Below are 16,056 nucleotides of genomic sequence, written 5' to 3' on the forward strand. Positions count from 1 at the left end.
TTCTTGAGATGTTGATCCTGCCTCTCCCAGGCAAGAATCAATCCCGTATTGCGCCCGAAAGGCAACGTACACCGCAAAGTATCGGTGTAAATATCGGATTTTCTGATTGGAAACTCCAACAATTCCGCATGATAGCCTTCGGCCGCTAAACGCGGAGCTTCGAAACGGCAGCCTGTGACGTGCCGTATGCTTTGTTTCGACGCAATCTCACACTTTCCTGGAACCGCCTTAGTTCACGCCCTTCGGCACGTTTTCGGGCGGCACGGTGGTGTCGACCACGTTCTGGCGGTGGAAAATGAACAGGCCTGCCAGCACGATGATGCCGGAGCCGATCAGGATGCGCGGACCGGGGACGTCGCCGAAGAACACCAGCCCGAACACCACGGCCCACAGGAGCAGCGTGTAGTGCAGCGGCGCCAGCGTCGAGGCCGGCGCCAGCTTGAGCGCCCGCGTGATCATCAGATGGGCGCCGCAGGAAACGATGCCGAGCAACAGCATGGCTCCGAAATCGAGCGCCGAGGGGGTTTGCCAGGCGCCGATGGTCAGCACGCCGCCGACCAGCAGCGTGCCTATCGTCTGCCATGTCACCAGATTGGTGTCGCTGGTGCCGCGCAGCCGCCGGTTGAGGATGATGGCGAAGGCAAAGGCGATGCTGCCGGCAAGCGCGAAGCCCGACGACAACGAGAACGCGGCCGAGGAGGGCTTCAGCATGATCACCACGCCGCAGAAGCCGAGCAGGATCGCCACCCAGCGGCGCCAGCCGACCTTCTCGCCGAGCAGCAGGTGCGAGAGCGCCGCGACATAGATCGGCCCCGCCATGTAGAAACTCATGACGTCGGCAAGCGGCAGGTAGACGACCGCGGCATAGAAGAGTGCGGTGTCGAGCGTGGTCATGACGACACGCAAGATCTGCAGTTCAGGGCGTTCCATGCGAAACAGCCTGGCGGTGCCCTGATGCGCGATCATCGGCCCAAGCACGAAGAAGGCGCCGATGGAGCGGATCAGCACCACCTGGCCGACGGAGAAGCTGGCGACCAGCCACTTGCCCATCGCATCGTTCAGCGCAAACAGGAAGTCGCCGGCCAGCATCAGCAGAATGCCGGCCAGAAGCACGTTCCTGATTGTGGAGTTCTGCGCAACGGGTTGCGTCATGCCGATCCCGATTCCTCCCTCGCCTAAGGCGCGTCGTAGACGGAAGCGGCGGCTTTGACGAGAAGAATCGGGGAAATCGCGAGACCAGGACCGGGAATCGGCTGGGCCTACGTGGCTTTGTGCCTGCGGTTGACCAGTGCCGGCCTGCCCGGGATGGAAAGCCTTGTATCCTGCCGCGTCCGTTCCGCCACCACCTTGCCCCTGGCGATGACGCAGATGCGCTCGGCGCGCAGGCGCAGGGCCTCGATCGGATTGCCGGCGTCGAGGACGACGAGGCTGGCGCGCTTGCCGACGGCGAGGCCGAGGTGGTCCAGACCCATGATGGCGGCGTTGACGTTGGTGACCATGTCGAAGCAGCGCGCCATGTCGGCCGGGCTCGACATCTGCGCGACGTGCAGGCCCATGAAGGCAACGTCGAGCATGTCGGCGGTGCCCAGCGAATACCAGGGATCGAGCACGCAATCCTGACCCCAGCCGACACGGATGCCGAGCGCCTGCATCTCCTTGACCCGGGTCAGGCCGCGGCGCTTTGGAAATGTATCGTGGCGGCCCTGAAGCATGATGTTGATCAGCGGATTGGGGATGGCTGAAACGCCGGCCTCGGCGATCAGCGGCAGAAGCTTGGAGACATAGTAATTGTCCATCGAATGCATGGAGGTGAGGTGCGAGCCGGCCACCTTGCCCCGCAGGCCAAGGCGCTGCGTTTCATAAGCCAGTTGCTCGATGTGGCGCGACAGCGGGTCGTCGGTCTCGTCGCAATGCAGGTCGACCATCAGGCCACGCTTGGCCGCGATCTCGCACAGTTCTGTCACCGAGCGCGTGCCGTCGGCCATGGTACGCTCGAAATGCGGAATGCCGCCGACGATGTCGACGCCCATGTCCAGCGATCGGATGGTGTTTTCACGCGCCTTCGGCGAGCGGTAGAATCCGTCCTGCGGAAAGGCCACGAGTTGGAGGTCGATGTAGGGCGCGATCGTTTTCTTGACGTCCAGCAGGGCCTCGACCGCCAACAGCCTGTCGTCGCAGACGTCGACATGGGTGCGGATGGCGAGCAGGCCCATCGACACCGCCCAGTCGCAATAGGCGAGCGCGCGGTCGCGCACCGCCTCATGCGTCAAAAGCGGCTTCAGTTCCCCCCATAGCGCAATGCCTTCGAGCAGCGTGCCCGAGGCGTTGATGCGCGGAATGCCGTAGGACAGCGTGGCATCCATATGGAAATGCGGATCGACAAAGGGGGGCGAGACCAGATTCCCGCCGGCATCGACCTCGGCCCGGGCGGAGCCTTGCAATTTGGGCTCGATCGCAGCGATCGTCTCGCCGCTGACGCCGATATCGGCAACCCTGCCATCCGGCAGCGTTCCACCACGAACGATAAGGTCGAAATCCATCTGTCGTCATCTCGCGTGAAGAATCACTTTGCCATCGTGTCGCAAAAGACAGCATGACGCAGCGGTTTCTTTCCAGAAGCCGCCAATGGTTCCATCCGGCGACAACTCCCTCTATAAGCCGCCTTCGTCATTCCGCCACCAAGGATCAGCCTTTGTTTCGTTTCTTCCGCTCGACGGAAAACCAGCGCCTGGTCGCAAGGCTGGTCAGGGAATCGTTCCGGGAACATATGTTCGGATATGGCGCGGCCATTCTTTCGATGCTGGTAGTGGCTGGCATGACCGCCGCCAGCGCCTGGATCCTGCGCGAAATCACCAATGAATTCGTGATCGACAAGCGGGTCGACCGCGTCAACATGATTGCCACGGCGGTCGCCGGGATCTTCATCCTCAAGGGCCTCGCCAATTTCGTCCAGGCCTATTTCATGAGCCGGGTCGGCAATGCCATCATCGCCGACCGGCAGCGCAAGATCTACGACCGCATCCTGGCGCAAGGCATCGAATTCTACCATTCGACCCCGTCATCCGACCTGATCACCCGCATGACCAACAATGCCCAGGCGGCACGCAACGTGCTCGACCTGATCGTCACCTCCTATGTGCGCGATCTGGTGACCCTGCTTGCCTTGATTGGTGTCATGGTCTGGCAGCAGCCGGTGCTTTCGCTGATCTGCTTCGTCGCCGGGCCTGTGGCCATCTATGGCGTCAACCGCATCCTGAAGCGGGTGCGCAAGTTCGCCGCCATGGAGTTCCGCTCGGTTGGCCAGATCATTCAGGTGATGCAGGAAACCGCTATCGGCGTGCGCGTGGTCAAATCCTTCAACCTCGAAAGCTTGATGCGCCAGCGCATGTACAAGGCGGTGGCGGACGTCGAGGATCGTGCCAACAACATTGCCGCGCTGGAATCGCTGACCAGCCCGGTGATGGAGACGCTGGCCGGGCTGGCGATCGCCGGCGCCGTCATGGTCAGCGGCCTGCTGGTTCTGCAGGGCGGCCAGATGCCCGGCAACATCATGGCGTTCATCGCGGCGCTGCTGCTCGCCTATGAACCGGCAAAGCGCCTGGCGCGCGTGCGCATATCCCTGGAAAGCGGCATAGTCGGCGTGCGCATGATGTTCCAGCTCGCCGACGAGCCGCTGACGTTGGCCGAGAAGCCCGATGCACAGCCACTTCGGGCCGGACCAGGCGAGATCCGGTTCGACGCCGTCAGCTTCGCCTACCAGAATGGCCCCCAGGTGCTGGATAGGTTCGACCTGACCTTTGCGCCGGGAAAGATGACGGCGCTGGTCGGGCCTTCCGGCGGCGGCAAGTCGACGATCCTGAACCTGATCATGCGCATGTATGACCCGAAGCACGGCAAGGTGCTGCTCGACGGCCAGGACATTTCCCATGCCACGCTCGCCTCGCTGCGGGAAAAGATCGCCTATGTCAGCCAGGACACGTTCCTGTTTGCCGGCACCATCATGCACAACATCCGGCTTGGGCGGCAGGACGCGACCGATGAAGAGGTGATTGCCGCGGCCAAAGCCGCCAACGCGCATGACTTCATCATGGCGCAGCCGATGGGCTACGAGACCGATGTCGGCGAGAATGGCGGCCTGTTGTCGGGCGGCCAGCGCCAGCGCATCTCGATTGCGCGCGCCATGCTGCGCAACGCCGAAATCCTGCTGCTCGACGAAGCGACCAGCGCGCTCGACGCCGAATCCGAAGCGCTGTTCCGCGACGCGCTGCAGCAGCTGACTGAAGGACGCACGACGATCGTCATCGCGCACCGTCTGTCGACCGTGCACCAGGCCGACACGATCGTCGTGCTGGAAGGCGGCAAGCTGGTGGAGAGCGGGCCGCATCGTGCTCTGCTCGCGCAGGGCGGGCTCTACCAGAAGCTTTATGAGTACCAGCTTATGCCGTGAGGGCGGCGCCTTCCCTCCTCCCCTCGTGGGAGAAGGAAAAAAGAGGTGCGTGCTACTCCGGCACTTTCCGCACCGCACCCTTGTCGGCGCTGGTGGCGAAGGCGGCGTAGGCGCGCAGCGCGGTCGTCACCTTGCGCTTGCGCTTTTCCTCCGGTTTCCAGGCCAGGGCGCCCTTGGCTTCCATCGCCGCCCGGCGCGCTTCAAGTTCGGCGTCGCTGACGGCGAGGCGGATGGTGCGGTTGGGGATGTCGATCTCGATTGTGTCGCCTTCCTGCACCAGTCCGATCGTGCCGCCTTCTGCGGCTTCCGGCGACGCATGACCGATCGACAAGCCGGACGTGCCCCCGGAGAAGCGGCCGTCGGTGACCAGTGCGCAGGCCTTGCCGAGGCCCTTCGACTTCAGATAGCTGGTCGGATAGAGCATTTCCTGCATGCCGGGGCCGCCGCGCGGCCCTTCGTAGCGGATGACAACGACATCGCCGGCCTTGATCTCGTTGGACAGGATTGCCTTGACCGAAGCATCCTGGCTTTCGAACACACGGGCCGGGCCGGTGAACTTCAGGATCGACTCGTCGACGCCGGCCGTCTTCACGATGCAGCCGTCGAGCGCCAGATTGCCTTTCAGCACGGCAAGACCGCCATCTTTCGAGAACGGCGTTTCCGCGGAACGAATGACACCCTTTTCACGATCGAGATCGAGCTCGTCCCATCGGCGGTCCTGGCTGAAGGCGACCTGGGTCGGCACGCCGCCGGGAGCGGCGAGGAAGAAGTCGCGCACATTCTGGCTGGAGGTGCGGGAAATATCCCAATGATCGAGCGCCTCGCCGAGGCTTGATGTGTGCACGGTCGGCAGGTCGCGGTTGATCAGGCCGGCATTGTCGAGCTGGCCCAGGATGGCCATGATGCCGCCGGCACGGTGGACGTCTTCCATGTGGACGTCGGACTTGGCCGGCGCCACTTTGCAGAGGACAGGGACACGCCGTGACAGCCGGTCGATGTCCTCCATCGTGAAGTCGACCTCGCCTTCATGGGCGGCGGCCAGGATGTGCAGCACGGTGTTGGTCGAGCCGCCCATGGCGATGTCGAGTGTCATGGCATTCTCGAAGGCGCCCTTCGAGGCGATGCTGCGCGGCAGCGCCGTCTCGTCATCCTGCTCGTAATAGCGCTGGGCGAGATCGACGACGAGATGGCCGGCCTCGACGAACAGCCGCTTGCGGTCCGCATGCGTGGCCAGTGTCGAACCGTTGCCCGGCAGTGACAGTCCGAGCGCCTCGGTCAGGCAGTTCATGGAATTGGCGGTGAACATGCCCGAGCAGGACCCGCAGGTCGGACAGGCCGAGCGCTCGATGACCTTGACGTCCTCGTCGGAGATCTTGTCGTCAGCGGCGGCGACCATCGCGTCGACCAGGTCGAGCGCCTGGGTCTTGCCGGCCAGCACCACCTTGCCCGCTTCCATCGGCCCGCCGGAGACGAAGACGGTCGGGATGTTGAGGCGCAGCGAGGCCATCAGCATGCCGGGGGTGATCTTGTCGCAATTGGAAATGCAGACCATGGCGTCGGCGCAGTGGGCGTTGACCATGTATTCGACGGAATCGGCGATCAACTCCCGCGACGGCAGCGAATAAAGCATGCCGTCATGGCCCATGGCGATGCCGTCATCGACGGCGATGGTGTTGAATTCCTTGGCGACGCCGCCGGCCTTCTCGATCTCGCGTGCCACCAGCTGGCCGAGGTCCTTCAAATGCACATGGCCCGGCACGAACTGGGTGAAGGAGTTGACCACCGCGATGATCGGCTTGCCGAAATCGGAATCCTTCATGCCGGTAGCGCGCCAGAGGCCGCGGGCGCCGGCCATGTTGCGGCCATGGGTGGTGGTGCGGGAGCGATAGGCAGGCATGTTTTTTCCTTGGTGGCTGGCCTCGGCCCAGGAATGGCGCGGGGGAGCTGAATTCGGATCGCTGGCTTTATAGACGCGCAAGTATGGTCTGGCCACATTTTTGCAATGCGCCAGAGTCTCGCGAAAAACGTGAGCTCCCGAAAAAATTACACGCCGCTGTCGGATCGCGTCGCGCAGGACCGTCCTTGGGCAGACGGCGCGGAGATGGCACCATTCTCGGAGTCACCCGTTTCATCGTAACAGCAAAAGCAACCGAGGAGCACGACATGCAAAAGATCACCACCTGCCTGTGGTTCGACGATCAGGCCGAAGAGGCAATGGATTTCTACGTCTCCATCTTCAAGAATTCGAAGGTGCTGAGCGTGATGCGTTGGCCCGAAGGCCACGCCGATGAAGGCAAAGCGCTGGTGACCACGTTCGAACTCGACGGTGTGCAGTTCCAGGCGCTCAACGGCGGACCGCAATTCAAGTTCAACGAGGCGATGTCACAGTCGATCACCTGCAAGACGCAAGAAGAGGTGGATTATTTCTGGGACAGGCTCATCGAAGGTGGCGGCGAACCGTCGCAATGCAGCTGGCTGAAGGACAAGTTCGGCGTCTCCTGGCAGGTCGTGCCGGAACAGCTGCCGCGACTGCTTCTGGATGCGGACCGGGCCAAGGCCGGCCGGGTGATGTCGGCGATGATGCAGATGAGCAAGATCGATATCGCCAAGATCGAAGAGGCGGCGAAAGGCTGAGTATAGCCTTCGACGTCGGCGCCGCCCCTCATTCGTCGCCTTCGGCGACACCTTCTCCCCGTGAAGGGGAGAAGGAAACTGTCTGGGTCACGCCGCCTTGTCGCGGACCTGGTAGTCCTTGATGGTGGCGAAGCGGATCGCTTTCCAGCGCTCGGCTTCGTAGTTGAGCGAGAAAGCGTGCTGGGCCAGAAACACCGGGTCGTTGTCGAGGTCCCTTGCGATGTCGCCGCGATGCGCCTCGATGAAGCGAAGCGTCTCGGCCTTGTCGTCGGCCGAGATCCACCGGCAGACGGAAAAGCGCGACATTTCGAATTCGACCGGCAGCGTGTATTCGAAGTTCAGCCGCTCCTTCAACACGTCGAGTTGCAGGGCGCCGACCACGCCGACGATGGCCGGTGAGCCATCCTCGGGCGAGAACAGCTGCACGACGCCTTCCTCGGCCATTTGGTGCAGCGCTTCCTTGAGCTTCTTCGCCTTCATGGCGTCGCCGAGGCGCACGCGGCGCAGGATTTCCGGGGCGAAGTTCGGCACGCCCCTGAAAAGAATCTCCTCGCCCTCGGTCAGCGTGTCACCGATGCGCAGCGTGCCATGGTTGGGAATGCCGACGACGTCGCCGGCAAAGGCTTCATCCGCCGTGACGCGGGTGCGGGCGAAGAAGAACTGCGGCGCCGACAGGCTCAAAGGCTTGCCCGTGCGCACCAGCTTGGCTTTCATCCCGCGCTCGAGCTTGCCGGAGCAGACGCGCACGAAAGCGATACGGTCGCGGTGGTTGGGATCCATGTTGGCCTGGATCTTGAAGACGAAGGAGGTCATCTTGTCCTCGGTCGCCTCGACCTTGCGGGTGTCGGCCTCCTGCGCGCGCGGCGGCGGCCCGAAGGCGCCGAGCGCCTCGATCAGGTCGCGCACGCCATAATTGCGCAGCGCCGAGCCAAAATAGACGGGCGTTAGGTGGCCCTCACGAAACGCGTCGATGTCGAGCGGCCGGCAAGCCTCCCGCGCGAGTTCCAGTTCCTCGATGAAGGCCTCGCGCTCGTTCTCCGGCAGCAGCCCGGCGACGCGGTTGGAATCGGGACCGTTGACCGGCGTGCGTTCCTTCTCGTCGTCGCCCTTGCGCACCGCGTTCAACGCTAGGTGATAGGTGCCGGAAAACGTCCTGCCGCGGCCGATCGGCCAGGTGATGGGTGCGGTATCCAGCGCCAGCTTCTGCTCGATCTCGTCCAGAATCTCGAACGGGTCGCGGCTTTCGCGGTCCATCTTGTTGACGAAGGTGATGATCGGAATGTCGCGCAGCCGGCAGACTTCGAACAGTTTCAGGGTGCGCGGCTCGATGCCCTTGGCGGCGTCGATGACCATGACGGCCGAGTCGACCGCCGACAGCGTGCGGTAGGTATCGTCGGCGAAATCCTCGTGGCCCGGCGTGTCGAGCAGGTTGAAGACGTTGTCCTCATACTCGAAGGTCATCACCGAGGTGACGACCGAAATGCCGCGCTCGCGCTCGATCTTCATCCAGTCGGAGCGCGTCTGGATCTTGTCCTTCTTGGCCTTGACCTCGCCGGCAAGCTGGATGGCGCCGCCGAACAGCAGCAGCTTTTCCGTGAGCGTCGTCTTGCCGGCGTCGGGGTGCGCGATGATCGCGAAGGTGCGGCGGCGCGCCACTTCCTCTGGTATTGTTTCGGGCATTCTCTGGGATTTCCGTGTGACAGGCCGGGCTTCTAGCAGCGTAGTGCCGGGCTGTCGACCGGTCCGGCGGCGCGGACGCCGCCGGATGCCATGGCTTGCCTCAGGCCAACTCGCTCGTCCGGTTCGCCAAAACGACCTCCGGAAGCCAGTTGGCGATGGCGCCGCCAATCGCGTCGGCATGATCCTCCTGAAGATAGTGCGCACCAGGCCCAAGATTGATGAAACTGCAGTTCTTCAAACCGGCCGCGAATTCGCGCGCGGCCTGCGGCCCGATCAGCGCGCCCGGGTCACCTGCGAACAGCAGTTTCGGATAAGTGGACAGCCGCAGCGCCCGATGATCGTGCTCGCTGATGGCGGCAACGTCGGCGGGCTGACCCTCGATGGGCAATTCCCGAGGCAGGCGCAACACCGGCTTGCGCGATTGCGGCGTCGGGAACGGCGCCCGATAGGCGGCCATTTCCTTGCCGCTCATCTTGCGCAGCACCGAGGCCGGCAGCACTTTCTCGACGAAGACGTTGTCCTCCAGAACCAGCCTTTCTCCGACGCCGGGCGTGCGGAGCGCCTTGAACATTTCGCGGGCTTGCGGGCGCTGGTGAAAATCCTCCCAGCGCTCGAAGGGCCGGATGAATTCCATGAAGGCGAGGCCGAGAATGCGCCGCGGCCGCCTAGCCGCGAGATGGAAGGCGAGGGCCGTGCCCCAATCCTGCGCGACCAGCACCACATCGCTGATGTCGAGGGCGTCGAGGAAGGCATCGAGATAACGGACCTGGTCGAAGAAGCGATAGTCGATATCGGGCTTGCCGGACTGGCCATAGCCGATCAGGTCGGGCGCTATGCAGCGACCGAACGGTGCGACATGCGGGATGATGTTGCGCCAGATATGGGACGAGGTGGGGTTGCCGTGCAGGAACAGCACGGCGGGGCCGGACGCTCCCGCCTCGACATAGGACATGGTCGAATCGAGTACGGGAATCTGCAACCGTCTAGGCGCGGGGGCGACGGACCGAGGCGGGTTGGCTTTCGAACTCATGGAGTCGGCTCCTTTGCAAACACTGTGCTGAAGATGACTTTCTTGAACCGTTCGAGTGGTTCGGGGCTGCGCTCCACCTTCATGCGCAGCATGGCGCCCTGCCATGACGACAGCAGGAAGTCGGCGAGGTCCTCCGCCTCGAAGGTCCTGGCGATATCGCCGGCCGCCTGGCCTTCGGCGATGCAGGCGGCGAATGGCTGGCGCCAGCGCTCGAAGATGGCGACGAGTTGCAAGCGCAACGGCTCGCTGTGCACCGCCGTCTCGAGGCTGAGATTGCCGATCATGCACCCGCGCGCCCAGTCATGCGCCTCGAGCCTCGACGTGATGACGTCGAGGTAGCGGCGCAGCCTGTCGACGGGTGGCGTGCCGTCCCGCGCCAGCGCTACCTCGACCAGCCCACTGACATAGGCGAAGTAGCGGTCCAGCACTTCGCCAACGAACGCCTCCTTGGAGGCGAAATGATTGGTGAAGGATCCGGGCCGAGCGTCGGCGGCGGCAACGATGTCGCGCACGCCGGCGGCTGCGTAGCCTGAATTCCAGACGGTCCGGAAACCGGCATCGAGGAGTTTTTCGCGGATTGATTGTCTAGCCATGCCCAAATAATACGTACGTACGTATTGATGTCAACAGCATATTTTTGCCGTATCCGATGTTGGCAAGTGACGAATGGGATGGCACTGCAAGAGCGTCCTCGGCGGACACCCGGTAAAGGAGCGAACATGGCTGCGGCGAAACAAGTGATCGTCATCGGCGCTGGCATCATCGGCGCCTCGATCGCCTGGCATCTGACCAGGGCAGGCGCGCAGGTCACGGTCGTTTCCGAAAGCGGCGCGGGTGGCGTCGCGACGCCCAATTCCTTTGCCTGGATCAACGCCAGTTGGGGTAACCCCGAAATCTATTTCCGGCTGCGCGCCCGCGCCATGGCCGAGTGGAAGCGACTGGCGAAGGAATTGCCTGGGCTGCCGCTCGCCTGGTGCGGCGGGCTATGCTGGGACCTGCCGGCCGACCGGCTCGAAGCCTACGCGGCCGAACATTCTTCATGGGGCTACGGCATAGAACGCGTCGGCCGCGAGCGGGCGGCGCAAATCGAACCCAATCTCGTCGACCCACCTGAATTCGCTGTTTATGTCGCGGAGGAAGGCGTGGCCGAGCCGGTTGCGACGGCCAGGGCCTTGCTGGCGGATACCGAACGGCATGGCGCGCGGGTCCTTGCCAGCACGGTCTCGGCGCTGGCCCAGACCAACGGCAGGACGACCGGCGTGGACACATCGCATGGGCTGATTGCCGCCGACGAGGTGGTAATTGCCGCCGGCGTCGGCTCACCAGACATTGCCGCGACGGCTGGCGTCAAGCTGCCGATCGAAACGCCACCTGGATTGATCGTCCATTCGCGGCCTCACAAGAAGCTGCTCAACGGTCTCGTCCACGCCGAGAGGCTGCATGTGCGCCAGACGGCCGAGGGCCGCATCATCGCCGGCTCGGATTTCGCCGGCGGCGATCCCGGCCAGAACGCCGAAGCGACGGCGCGCGACCTGTTCGCGGTGACGAAAGCGGCGTTGCGCGGCGCCGAGGGGCTGACCCTCGATTTCCACACCATCGGCTATCGCCCGCATCCGATCGATGGCTTTCCCATCATCGGCCGCGCCGCGGGCATGGACGGGCTCTATGTCGCGGTGATGCATTCGGGCATCACGCTGGCGCCGGCCGTCGGCCTGTTTGCGGCCCGGGAAATCCTCGACGGCGAGCGCGACCCGCTGCTGGCCCCCTATGGGTTGGGGCGGTTTGCTCAATAGGCCGGCGGGCGGCGAAAGCCGCCGGTAAGCGGCTCGATGGCAGCCGCGACACCAAGCAGCCGCGCTTCCGACCAGCGTTTGCCGACCAGTTGCAGGCCTATCGGCAGACCGTGGCGGTCTTCTCCGCAAGGCATCGAAAGCGCCGGATGGCCGCTGTAGTTGAAGACGGCGCCATAGGCCGGCAGCATCCAGTAGTCTTGATCCCTGCCGTCGACCTTGATCGGCGTGCCCGGCTCGCAATGCGGAAAGGCCGTGCTCATCGCGACCGGGCAGAGCAGCGCATCCCAGTCGTCAAAGAACCGGTCCCAGGCGAGAATGGATTTGTCGCGGCGGGCAAGCGCCTCGAACCAGCGAGAGACTGACGTCGGCTGCTCCGGGGGCTTCGACTGTGCCGCCTCCATCATCATGCCGATCAGCGCGCCGCCCTGTGCGAGATCGTCATGCAGATCGAGCTTGGGCAGTTTCGCCTCCTCGACGATCGCTCCGGCCGATCGCAGTTGAGTTGCGAGGTTTTCGACCGCGACGCCGATGGCGCCGGCTACCGGGAAGCTGGGAAAGGACGGCGCGAAGACAATGCGCAATGTCTTCAGGTCAAGCTTCGGCGTGGTCTCGACCGGCACCGGCGCCAGATCGGTGTCGCCCCCGTCAGGTCCGGCGATGATTCGGTGGATCAGCGACAGATCCTCCACGCTGCGCGCCAGCGGCCCGAGGCAGGACATCAGTCGCACGCTGCGCGCGGCATCGCCCGGATTTGGGAAGGCGCCGGCCAGCGAGACGCGGTGTTCGGTCGGCTTCAGGCCGTAGACGCCGCAGAAGGCGGCCGGCAACCGGATTGAATCCTGCATGTCGGTGCCGACATCGAACGATGTCATGCCGGCCGTCACCGCCGCCGCGGCGCCGCCGCTCGAGCCGCCCGCCGTATGCTCAAGGTTCCATGGATTGCTCGTGCGCCCGAAGAGCGGATTGTTCGACTGCCAGTCGGACAGCATGGTGGCGACATTGGTCTTGGCCATCAGCACACCGCCGGCCGCCTTCAATTTCCCAACAACCGGGCTGTCGTGGCGCGCGACATAGTCGGCGAAGGGCGGGAAGCCGACCGTGGTTTTCATACCGGATGTCTCGTGCATGTCCTTCAGCGTGAAGGGAACGCCATGCAGGGGCCCGGGCGTGGCGCCGCGCGCGAGTGCCGCGTCGGCCTTCCTGGCGCGTTCGTACGCGCTCTCCCGGTCGAGCGAGATGACGGCGTTGACGCCTTCATTGTGCCGGTCGATCTGCGCCAGATGGGCATCGAGGGCGTCGACGGCGGAGATCTTGCGACCGGCGATGGCCGTGGCGAGTTCGACTGTCGAGGAAAAGACAAGGTCCATGGTGAGTGCTCCGGCCTGGCCGCGCTTGCCAGAAAATGGCGGACAGCGGCACGACTTCAAGCGGAGTTGAGCATTCGGAGCCTGGCGGTGCTTGATCGAAATTGCGGCGTCTGTTGAGGTCAGCGCTCTATCGCGCCCCGCGGCGTTGCCGCACTTGGCAGCTAGACTGCCAGTGCCAGTCTGGCCGATGCGGGGGCGAAAGGACGGATGGCCATGCCCTCACCCTTCATGGTGACGAAACTCGACGGCGGGATCGCCTGCCAGTCGCCGCCCTCGCGATCGAAAGGTTCGGAGACGATGCAGCGACCGCCACCTGTGCGCAAGGAGGAGGTGTAGAGCGTCGGCGCATGGGCGTCGGTGGCGTAGCGCACCGCGTGCAGCGCCTGCCCGTCGGAGAAGGCTGCGGTGAGTTTCAGTGCCGGTTCGAGGCCGGCGCGGCGCGAGGCGTCGAACACACGGGCGGTGGCGCGCGAGGTCGCGCCTTGCGGGTCGCCGGCCAATCCCTCGTCGAGCATCAGCAGGAAAAACAGTTCGGAATCGGTGGTCCCTTCGCGCTGGTCGAAGACGGCGTCGGACAGCGAGTTCTCCAGCGCCCGGCGGATCTTCTCGAAGCCGCCGATCTGGCCATTGTGCATGAACGACCAGGAGCCGGAGATGAAGGGATGACAGTTCATGCGGCTGGTGGCGCCGCCGGTCGAGGCCCGCACATGGGCAAGGAACAGGCCGGATTTGATCTGCCGGCACAGGCTCTTCAGATTGGGATCGGACCAGGCCGGCAGGATGTCACGGTAGAGGCCGGGCTGCGGCCGGTCGCCATACCAGGCGAGACCGAAACCGTCGCCGTTGGTCGGCGACTTGGCTTCCTGGGCGCAATGGCTCTGGGCGATCAGCGAGTGGCAGGGCGCCGTGAGAATGTCTTCAAGAAAGACCGCTTCACCGAGATAGGCCGCCCACCGGCACATCGCTTCGTCGTCCTCTAGGCGCGATCCATGAGAGCCGCCGGCTCCTTGGTCGCGTGCGTGCCTCTGTTGTGCGTCCGCTCGTAAAGCTCGCGGACGATTCGGCTGGCGGTAGTCTCGAAGAGAAATGGCAAGAAAGCGTGAACGAGGGCGGCGCCGGCCGCCAGCAGCAGGCGCGAGGAGAACCAGGCGGCAAAGGCCATATGGCCGAAATAGGTTTCGCCGACCTTGGCGGGATGGGAAGTGAAGATCCTTGCAACCGACATTGAGGTCCCGTTCAGCGCGTGCGTTCAGATATGAGTATCCTGACACGCTTCGACGGTTCATCGGTCTCAAAATGTCCTTGTAATTTGTTATTCTGTGGGACAAACATCCCAACATGGCGCTGGATATCGATGAAATAGACCGAAAACTGCTTACCGAATTGCAACGCGACGGTACGCTGTCGGTCGATCAACTGTCGGAACGGGTGGCCTTGTCGCGCAATGCCTGCTGGCGGCGCGTCAAGCGGCTGGAGGAGGATGGCGTCATCACCGGGCGTGTGGCGCTGGTCGATGCCGACAAGCTCGGGCTTGGCCTTTCGGTGTTCATCCTGGTCCGTACGTCCAACCACGATCCCGACTGGTTGCAAAAGTTTCGGGCGGCGGTGACCAGCCTTCCCGAGATCACCGGCGTCTATCGCATGTCCGGCGACCTCGACTATGTCGTGCGCGCCCGCGTCGCCGACGTGAAGGCTTACGACCGGCTCTACCAGCGGCTGATCGCCAAGGTGGCGCTGTCCGATGTGTCCGCCTCCTTCGTCATGGAGGAGATCAAGGAGACGACGGTTGTTCCAATGGAGGTGCGCTAAACCGCGCTCAGTCATAGTGATGCCTGAAAGAAAGCCGTTAATAGCGGCGCGGGCGAATTGACCGAATCGGCAATCGCGCCGATAGGATCGATTTTATGCGCGCAGCCCTCCAAAACTCCTCCGTCATCGGTCCGACCGTCGGCTTCGTCAGATTGCCGCATGCTGAAGGACTCCCCCTCCCCGCCTACGAAAGCGCCGGCGCGGCCGGCATGGATCTTCGCGCGGCGGTACCCGACGACAGGCCGCTTCTGATCCTGCCCGGGAAACGCGCCTTGGTGCCGACAGGGCTGATCCTGGAAATCCCCGAAGGCATGGAAGGCCAGGTGCGGCCGCGCTCCGGCCTCGCTTTCAAGCATGGCCTCACCGTCCTCAATTCACCGGGCACGGTCGACAGTGACTATCGCGGCGAGGTGAAGGTGCTTTTGATCAATCTCGGCGACGAGGATTTTGCCGTGACGCGCGGCATGCGAATCGCCCAGATCGTTTTCGCCGCGGTGACGCAGGTGGCCGTCGAAGAGCGCTCGCTGGCCGGCGGCACGGCGCGCGGTTCGGGCGGATTCGGATCGACCGGCACCGCCTGATGCAAATACCCAAGCTGGTCATCTTCGACTGCGACGGCATTCTCGTCGATACGGAGAACCTCGCCAATCGACGCCTCGCCGAGTGGTTGACGGCTGCCGGCTATCCGACAAGCTTCGAACATTGCCGCAGGAATTTCTCCGGCCGCAGCATGGCCTCCGTGCAGAAGGAGATCGAAGAGCGGACCGAGATTCGTCTCGGCGCCGATTTCGTCGATCGCTGGAATGCCGGCCTGCCGGACCTGTTCTCCCATGGCGTCGAAGCGATCCCCTACGTGCGTGAGTTCATCGAGGCGGTCCGCGCGGCCGGCATCCCCTACTGCGTCGCCACCTCGGCCCGGATTTCGAAGATGCACATCACGCTTGGCCAGACCGGGCTGTTGCCGCTGTTCGAACATGCGATGTTTTCCTCGACCATGGTCGGGCGCGGCAAGCCGTTCCCCGACCTGTTCCTGCACGCGGCCAAGACCATGGGCTTCGCGCCGACCGAGTGCATCGTCATCGAGGACAGCGTCGCCGGCACGCAGGCCGGTATCGCCGCCGGAATGCGGGTGTTTTCCTATCATGCCGATCCCTTTTCCGACCGCGATGGCCTGATCGAGGCTGGCGGCATCCTGTTCGACGACATGCGCGAACTGGCCGGGCTGGTGCCGATCCACTGATCCGGGTCCAGCACGGCTGCGCGATGCTGGAACCCGTGCTAGCGTGAGTGGCCTGA

15 protein-coding genes are annotated in these 16,056 nt (G+C 63.9%); 6 read left to right on the top strand and 9 right to left on the bottom strand.

The features are described 5' to 3' along the window. Positions 1–228: 228 nt before the first annotated feature. Both C1D09_RS30925 and C1D09_RS30930 read right to left on the bottom strand, forming a co-directional pair. Positions 229–1,152, bottom strand: coding sequence for a DMT family transporter (locus C1D09_RS30925; RefSeq protein ID WP_143977740.1), 924 nt, complete (start codon positions 1,150–1,152; stop codon positions 229–231). 107 nt (positions 1,153–1,259) lie between these two features. After that, positions 1,260–2,540 carry an amidohydrolase family protein gene (locus C1D09_RS30930; RefSeq protein WP_143977741.1) on the bottom strand — a complete coding sequence of 427 codons (1,281 nt, stop codon included), beginning with the start codon at positions 2,538–2,540 and terminating at the stop codon, positions 1,260–1,262. Between the two features lie 152 nt (positions 2,541–2,692). Here C1D09_RS30930 and C1D09_RS30935 point away from each other — a divergent pair, with 152 nt between their 5' ends. Further along, positions 2,693–4,447 (top strand): ABC transporter ATP-binding protein, encoded by a 1,755-nt coding sequence (locus C1D09_RS30935; protein ID WP_143977742.1) that lies wholly within the window; start codon positions 2,693–2,695, stop codon positions 4,445–4,447. Positions 4,448–4,499: 52 nt separating this feature from the next. Here the strand turns inward: C1D09_RS30935 and ilvD are convergent, their stop codons facing one another. Beyond that, positions 4,500–6,344 (bottom strand): dihydroxy-acid dehydratase, encoded by a 1,845-nt coding sequence (ilvD, locus tag C1D09_RS30940; protein WP_143977743.1) that lies wholly within the window; start codon positions 6,342–6,344, stop codon positions 4,500–4,502. A 266-nt stretch (positions 6,345–6,610) separates the two neighbouring features. On the opposite strand from ilvD, the gene C1D09_RS30945 reads away from it, so the two are divergent. Further along, complete coding sequence (locus C1D09_RS30945; RefSeq protein ID WP_143977744.1) at positions 6,611–7,081, top strand: VOC family protein; 471 nt, start codon at positions 6,611–6,613, stop codon at positions 7,079–7,081. An 87-nt stretch (positions 7,082–7,168) separates the two neighbouring features. On the opposite strand, the gene C1D09_RS30950 is transcribed toward C1D09_RS30945, so the two are convergent. The 3 genes from C1D09_RS30950 to C1D09_RS30960 all read right to left on the bottom strand — a co-directional run bounded on the left by C1D09_RS30950 (position 7,169) and on the right by C1D09_RS30960 (position 10,384). Continuing rightward, on the bottom strand, positions 7,169–8,761 hold the full coding sequence (locus C1D09_RS30950) for a peptide chain release factor 3 (RefSeq protein WP_143977745.1): 1,593 nt from the start codon (positions 8,759–8,761) through the stop codon (positions 7,169–7,171). Positions 8,762–8,861: 100 nt separating this feature from the next. Continuing rightward, positions 8,862–9,791: a haloalkane dehalogenase gene (locus tag C1D09_RS30955; protein ID WP_143977746.1), complete on the bottom strand. Its 930-nt coding sequence runs from the start codon at positions 9,789–9,791 to the stop codon at positions 8,862–8,864. Next, positions 9,788–10,384: a TetR/AcrR family transcriptional regulator gene (locus tag C1D09_RS30960; protein ID WP_143977747.1), complete on the bottom strand. Its 597-nt coding sequence runs from the start codon at positions 10,382–10,384 to the stop codon at positions 9,788–9,790. The genes C1D09_RS30955 and C1D09_RS30960 overlap by 4 nt, the downstream gene beginning before the upstream one ends. A gap of 126 nt (positions 10,385–10,510) precedes the next feature. Here C1D09_RS30960 and C1D09_RS30965 point away from each other — a divergent pair, with 126 nt between their 5' ends. Further along, the gene (locus C1D09_RS30965) at positions 10,511–11,584 is read left to right on the top strand and encodes an NAD(P)/FAD-dependent oxidoreductase (protein WP_143977748.1); all 1,074 of its coding nucleotides are present in this window, start codon (positions 10,511–10,513) and stop codon (positions 11,582–11,584) included. Here C1D09_RS30965 and C1D09_RS30970 read toward each other — a convergent pair. The 3 genes from C1D09_RS30970 to C1D09_RS30980 all read right to left on the bottom strand — a co-directional run bounded on the left by C1D09_RS30970 (position 11,578) and on the right by C1D09_RS30980 (position 14,176). Then, positions 11,578–12,951 carry an amidase gene (locus tag C1D09_RS30970; RefSeq protein WP_143977749.1) on the bottom strand — a complete coding sequence of 458 codons (1,374 nt, stop codon included), beginning with the start codon at positions 12,949–12,951 and terminating at the stop codon, positions 11,578–11,580. The genes C1D09_RS30965 and C1D09_RS30970 overlap by 7 nt on opposite strands. Positions 12,952–13,112: 161 nt before the next feature. Beyond that, on the bottom strand, positions 13,113–13,913 hold the full coding sequence (locus C1D09_RS30975; RefSeq protein ID WP_143977750.1) for a class II glutamine amidotransferase: 801 nt from the start codon (positions 13,911–13,913) through the stop codon (positions 13,113–13,115). A 14-nt stretch (positions 13,914–13,927) separates the two neighbouring features. After that, positions 13,928–14,176, bottom strand: a complete 249-nt coding sequence (locus tag C1D09_RS30980) for a DUF6356 family protein (RefSeq protein ID WP_095787189.1) — start codon at positions 14,174–14,176, stop codon at positions 13,928–13,930. 113 nt (positions 14,177–14,289) lie between these two features. Here C1D09_RS30980 and C1D09_RS30985 point away from each other — a divergent pair, with 113 nt between their 5' ends. The 3 genes from C1D09_RS30985 (at position 14,290) to C1D09_RS30995 (ending at position 16,000) form a co-directional block, all read left to right on the top strand. After that, positions 14,290–14,760 (top strand): Lrp/AsnC family transcriptional regulator, encoded by a 471-nt coding sequence (locus C1D09_RS30985; protein ID WP_143977751.1) that lies wholly within the window; start codon positions 14,290–14,292, stop codon positions 14,758–14,760. 95 nt (positions 14,761–14,855) lie between these two features. Then, complete coding sequence (dut, locus tag C1D09_RS30990) at positions 14,856–15,341, top strand: dUTP diphosphatase (protein WP_143977752.1); 486 nt, start codon at positions 14,856–14,858, stop codon at positions 15,339–15,341. Next, complete coding sequence (locus C1D09_RS30995; protein ID WP_167514822.1) at positions 15,341–16,000, top strand: HAD family hydrolase; 660 nt, start codon at positions 15,341–15,343, stop codon at positions 15,998–16,000. Before dut ends, C1D09_RS30995 begins: the two co-directional genes overlap by 1 nt. The last annotated feature ends 56 nt before the right edge of the window (positions 16,001–16,056 follow it).

The organism is Mesorhizobium intechi (assembly GCF_002879535.1).
Lineage (GTDB): Bacteria > Pseudomonadota > Alphaproteobacteria > Rhizobiales > Rhizobiaceae > Mesorhizobium > Mesorhizobium intechi.

Coding starts and splice junctions, on each gene's coding strand:
- C1D09_RS30995 (WP_167514822.1), top strand. CDS start 15,341: ATGCAAATACCCAAGCTGGTCATCTTCGACTGCGACGGCATTCTCGTC.
- C1D09_RS30975 (WP_143977750.1), bottom strand. CDS start 13,913: ATGTGCCGGTGGGCGGCCTATCTCGGTGAAGCGGTCTTTCTTGAAGAC.
- C1D09_RS30945 (WP_143977744.1), top strand. CDS start 6,611: ATGCAAAAGATCACCACCTGCCTGTGGTTCGACGATCAGGCCGAAGAG.
- dut (WP_143977752.1), top strand. CDS start 14,856: ATGCGCGCAGCCCTCCAAAACTCCTCCGTCATCGGTCCGACCGTCGGC.
- C1D09_RS30970 (WP_143977749.1), bottom strand. CDS start 12,951: ATGGACCTTGTCTTTTCCTCGACAGTCGAACTCGCCACGGCCATCGCC.
- C1D09_RS30980 (WP_095787189.1), bottom strand. CDS start 14,176: ATGTCGGTTGCAAGGATCTTCACTTCCCATCCCGCCAAGGTCGGCGAA.
- C1D09_RS30960 (WP_143977747.1), bottom strand. CDS start 10,384: ATGGCTAGACAATCAATCCGCGAAAAACTCCTCGATGCCGGTTTCCGG.
- C1D09_RS30985 (WP_143977751.1), top strand. CDS start 14,290: ATGGCGCTGGATATCGATGAAATAGACCGAAAACTGCTTACCGAATTG.
- C1D09_RS30950 (WP_143977745.1), bottom strand. CDS start 8,761: ATGCCCGAAACAATACCAGAGGAAGTGGCGCGCCGCCGCACCTTCGCG.
- C1D09_RS30955 (WP_143977746.1), bottom strand. CDS start 9,791: ATGAGTTCGAAAGCCAACCCGCCTCGGTCCGTCGCCCCCGCGCCTAGA.
- C1D09_RS30965 (WP_143977748.1), top strand. CDS start 10,511: ATGGCTGCGGCGAAACAAGTGATCGTCATCGGCGCTGGCATCATCGGC.
- C1D09_RS30925 (WP_143977740.1), bottom strand. CDS start 1,152: ATGACGCAACCCGTTGCGCAGAACTCCACAATCAGGAACGTGCTTCTG.
- ilvD (WP_143977743.1), bottom strand. CDS start 6,344: ATGCCTGCCTATCGCTCCCGCACCACCACCCATGGCCGCAACATGGCC.
- C1D09_RS30930 (WP_143977741.1), bottom strand. CDS start 2,540: ATGGATTTCGACCTTATCGTTCGTGGTGGAACGCTGCCGGATGGCAGG.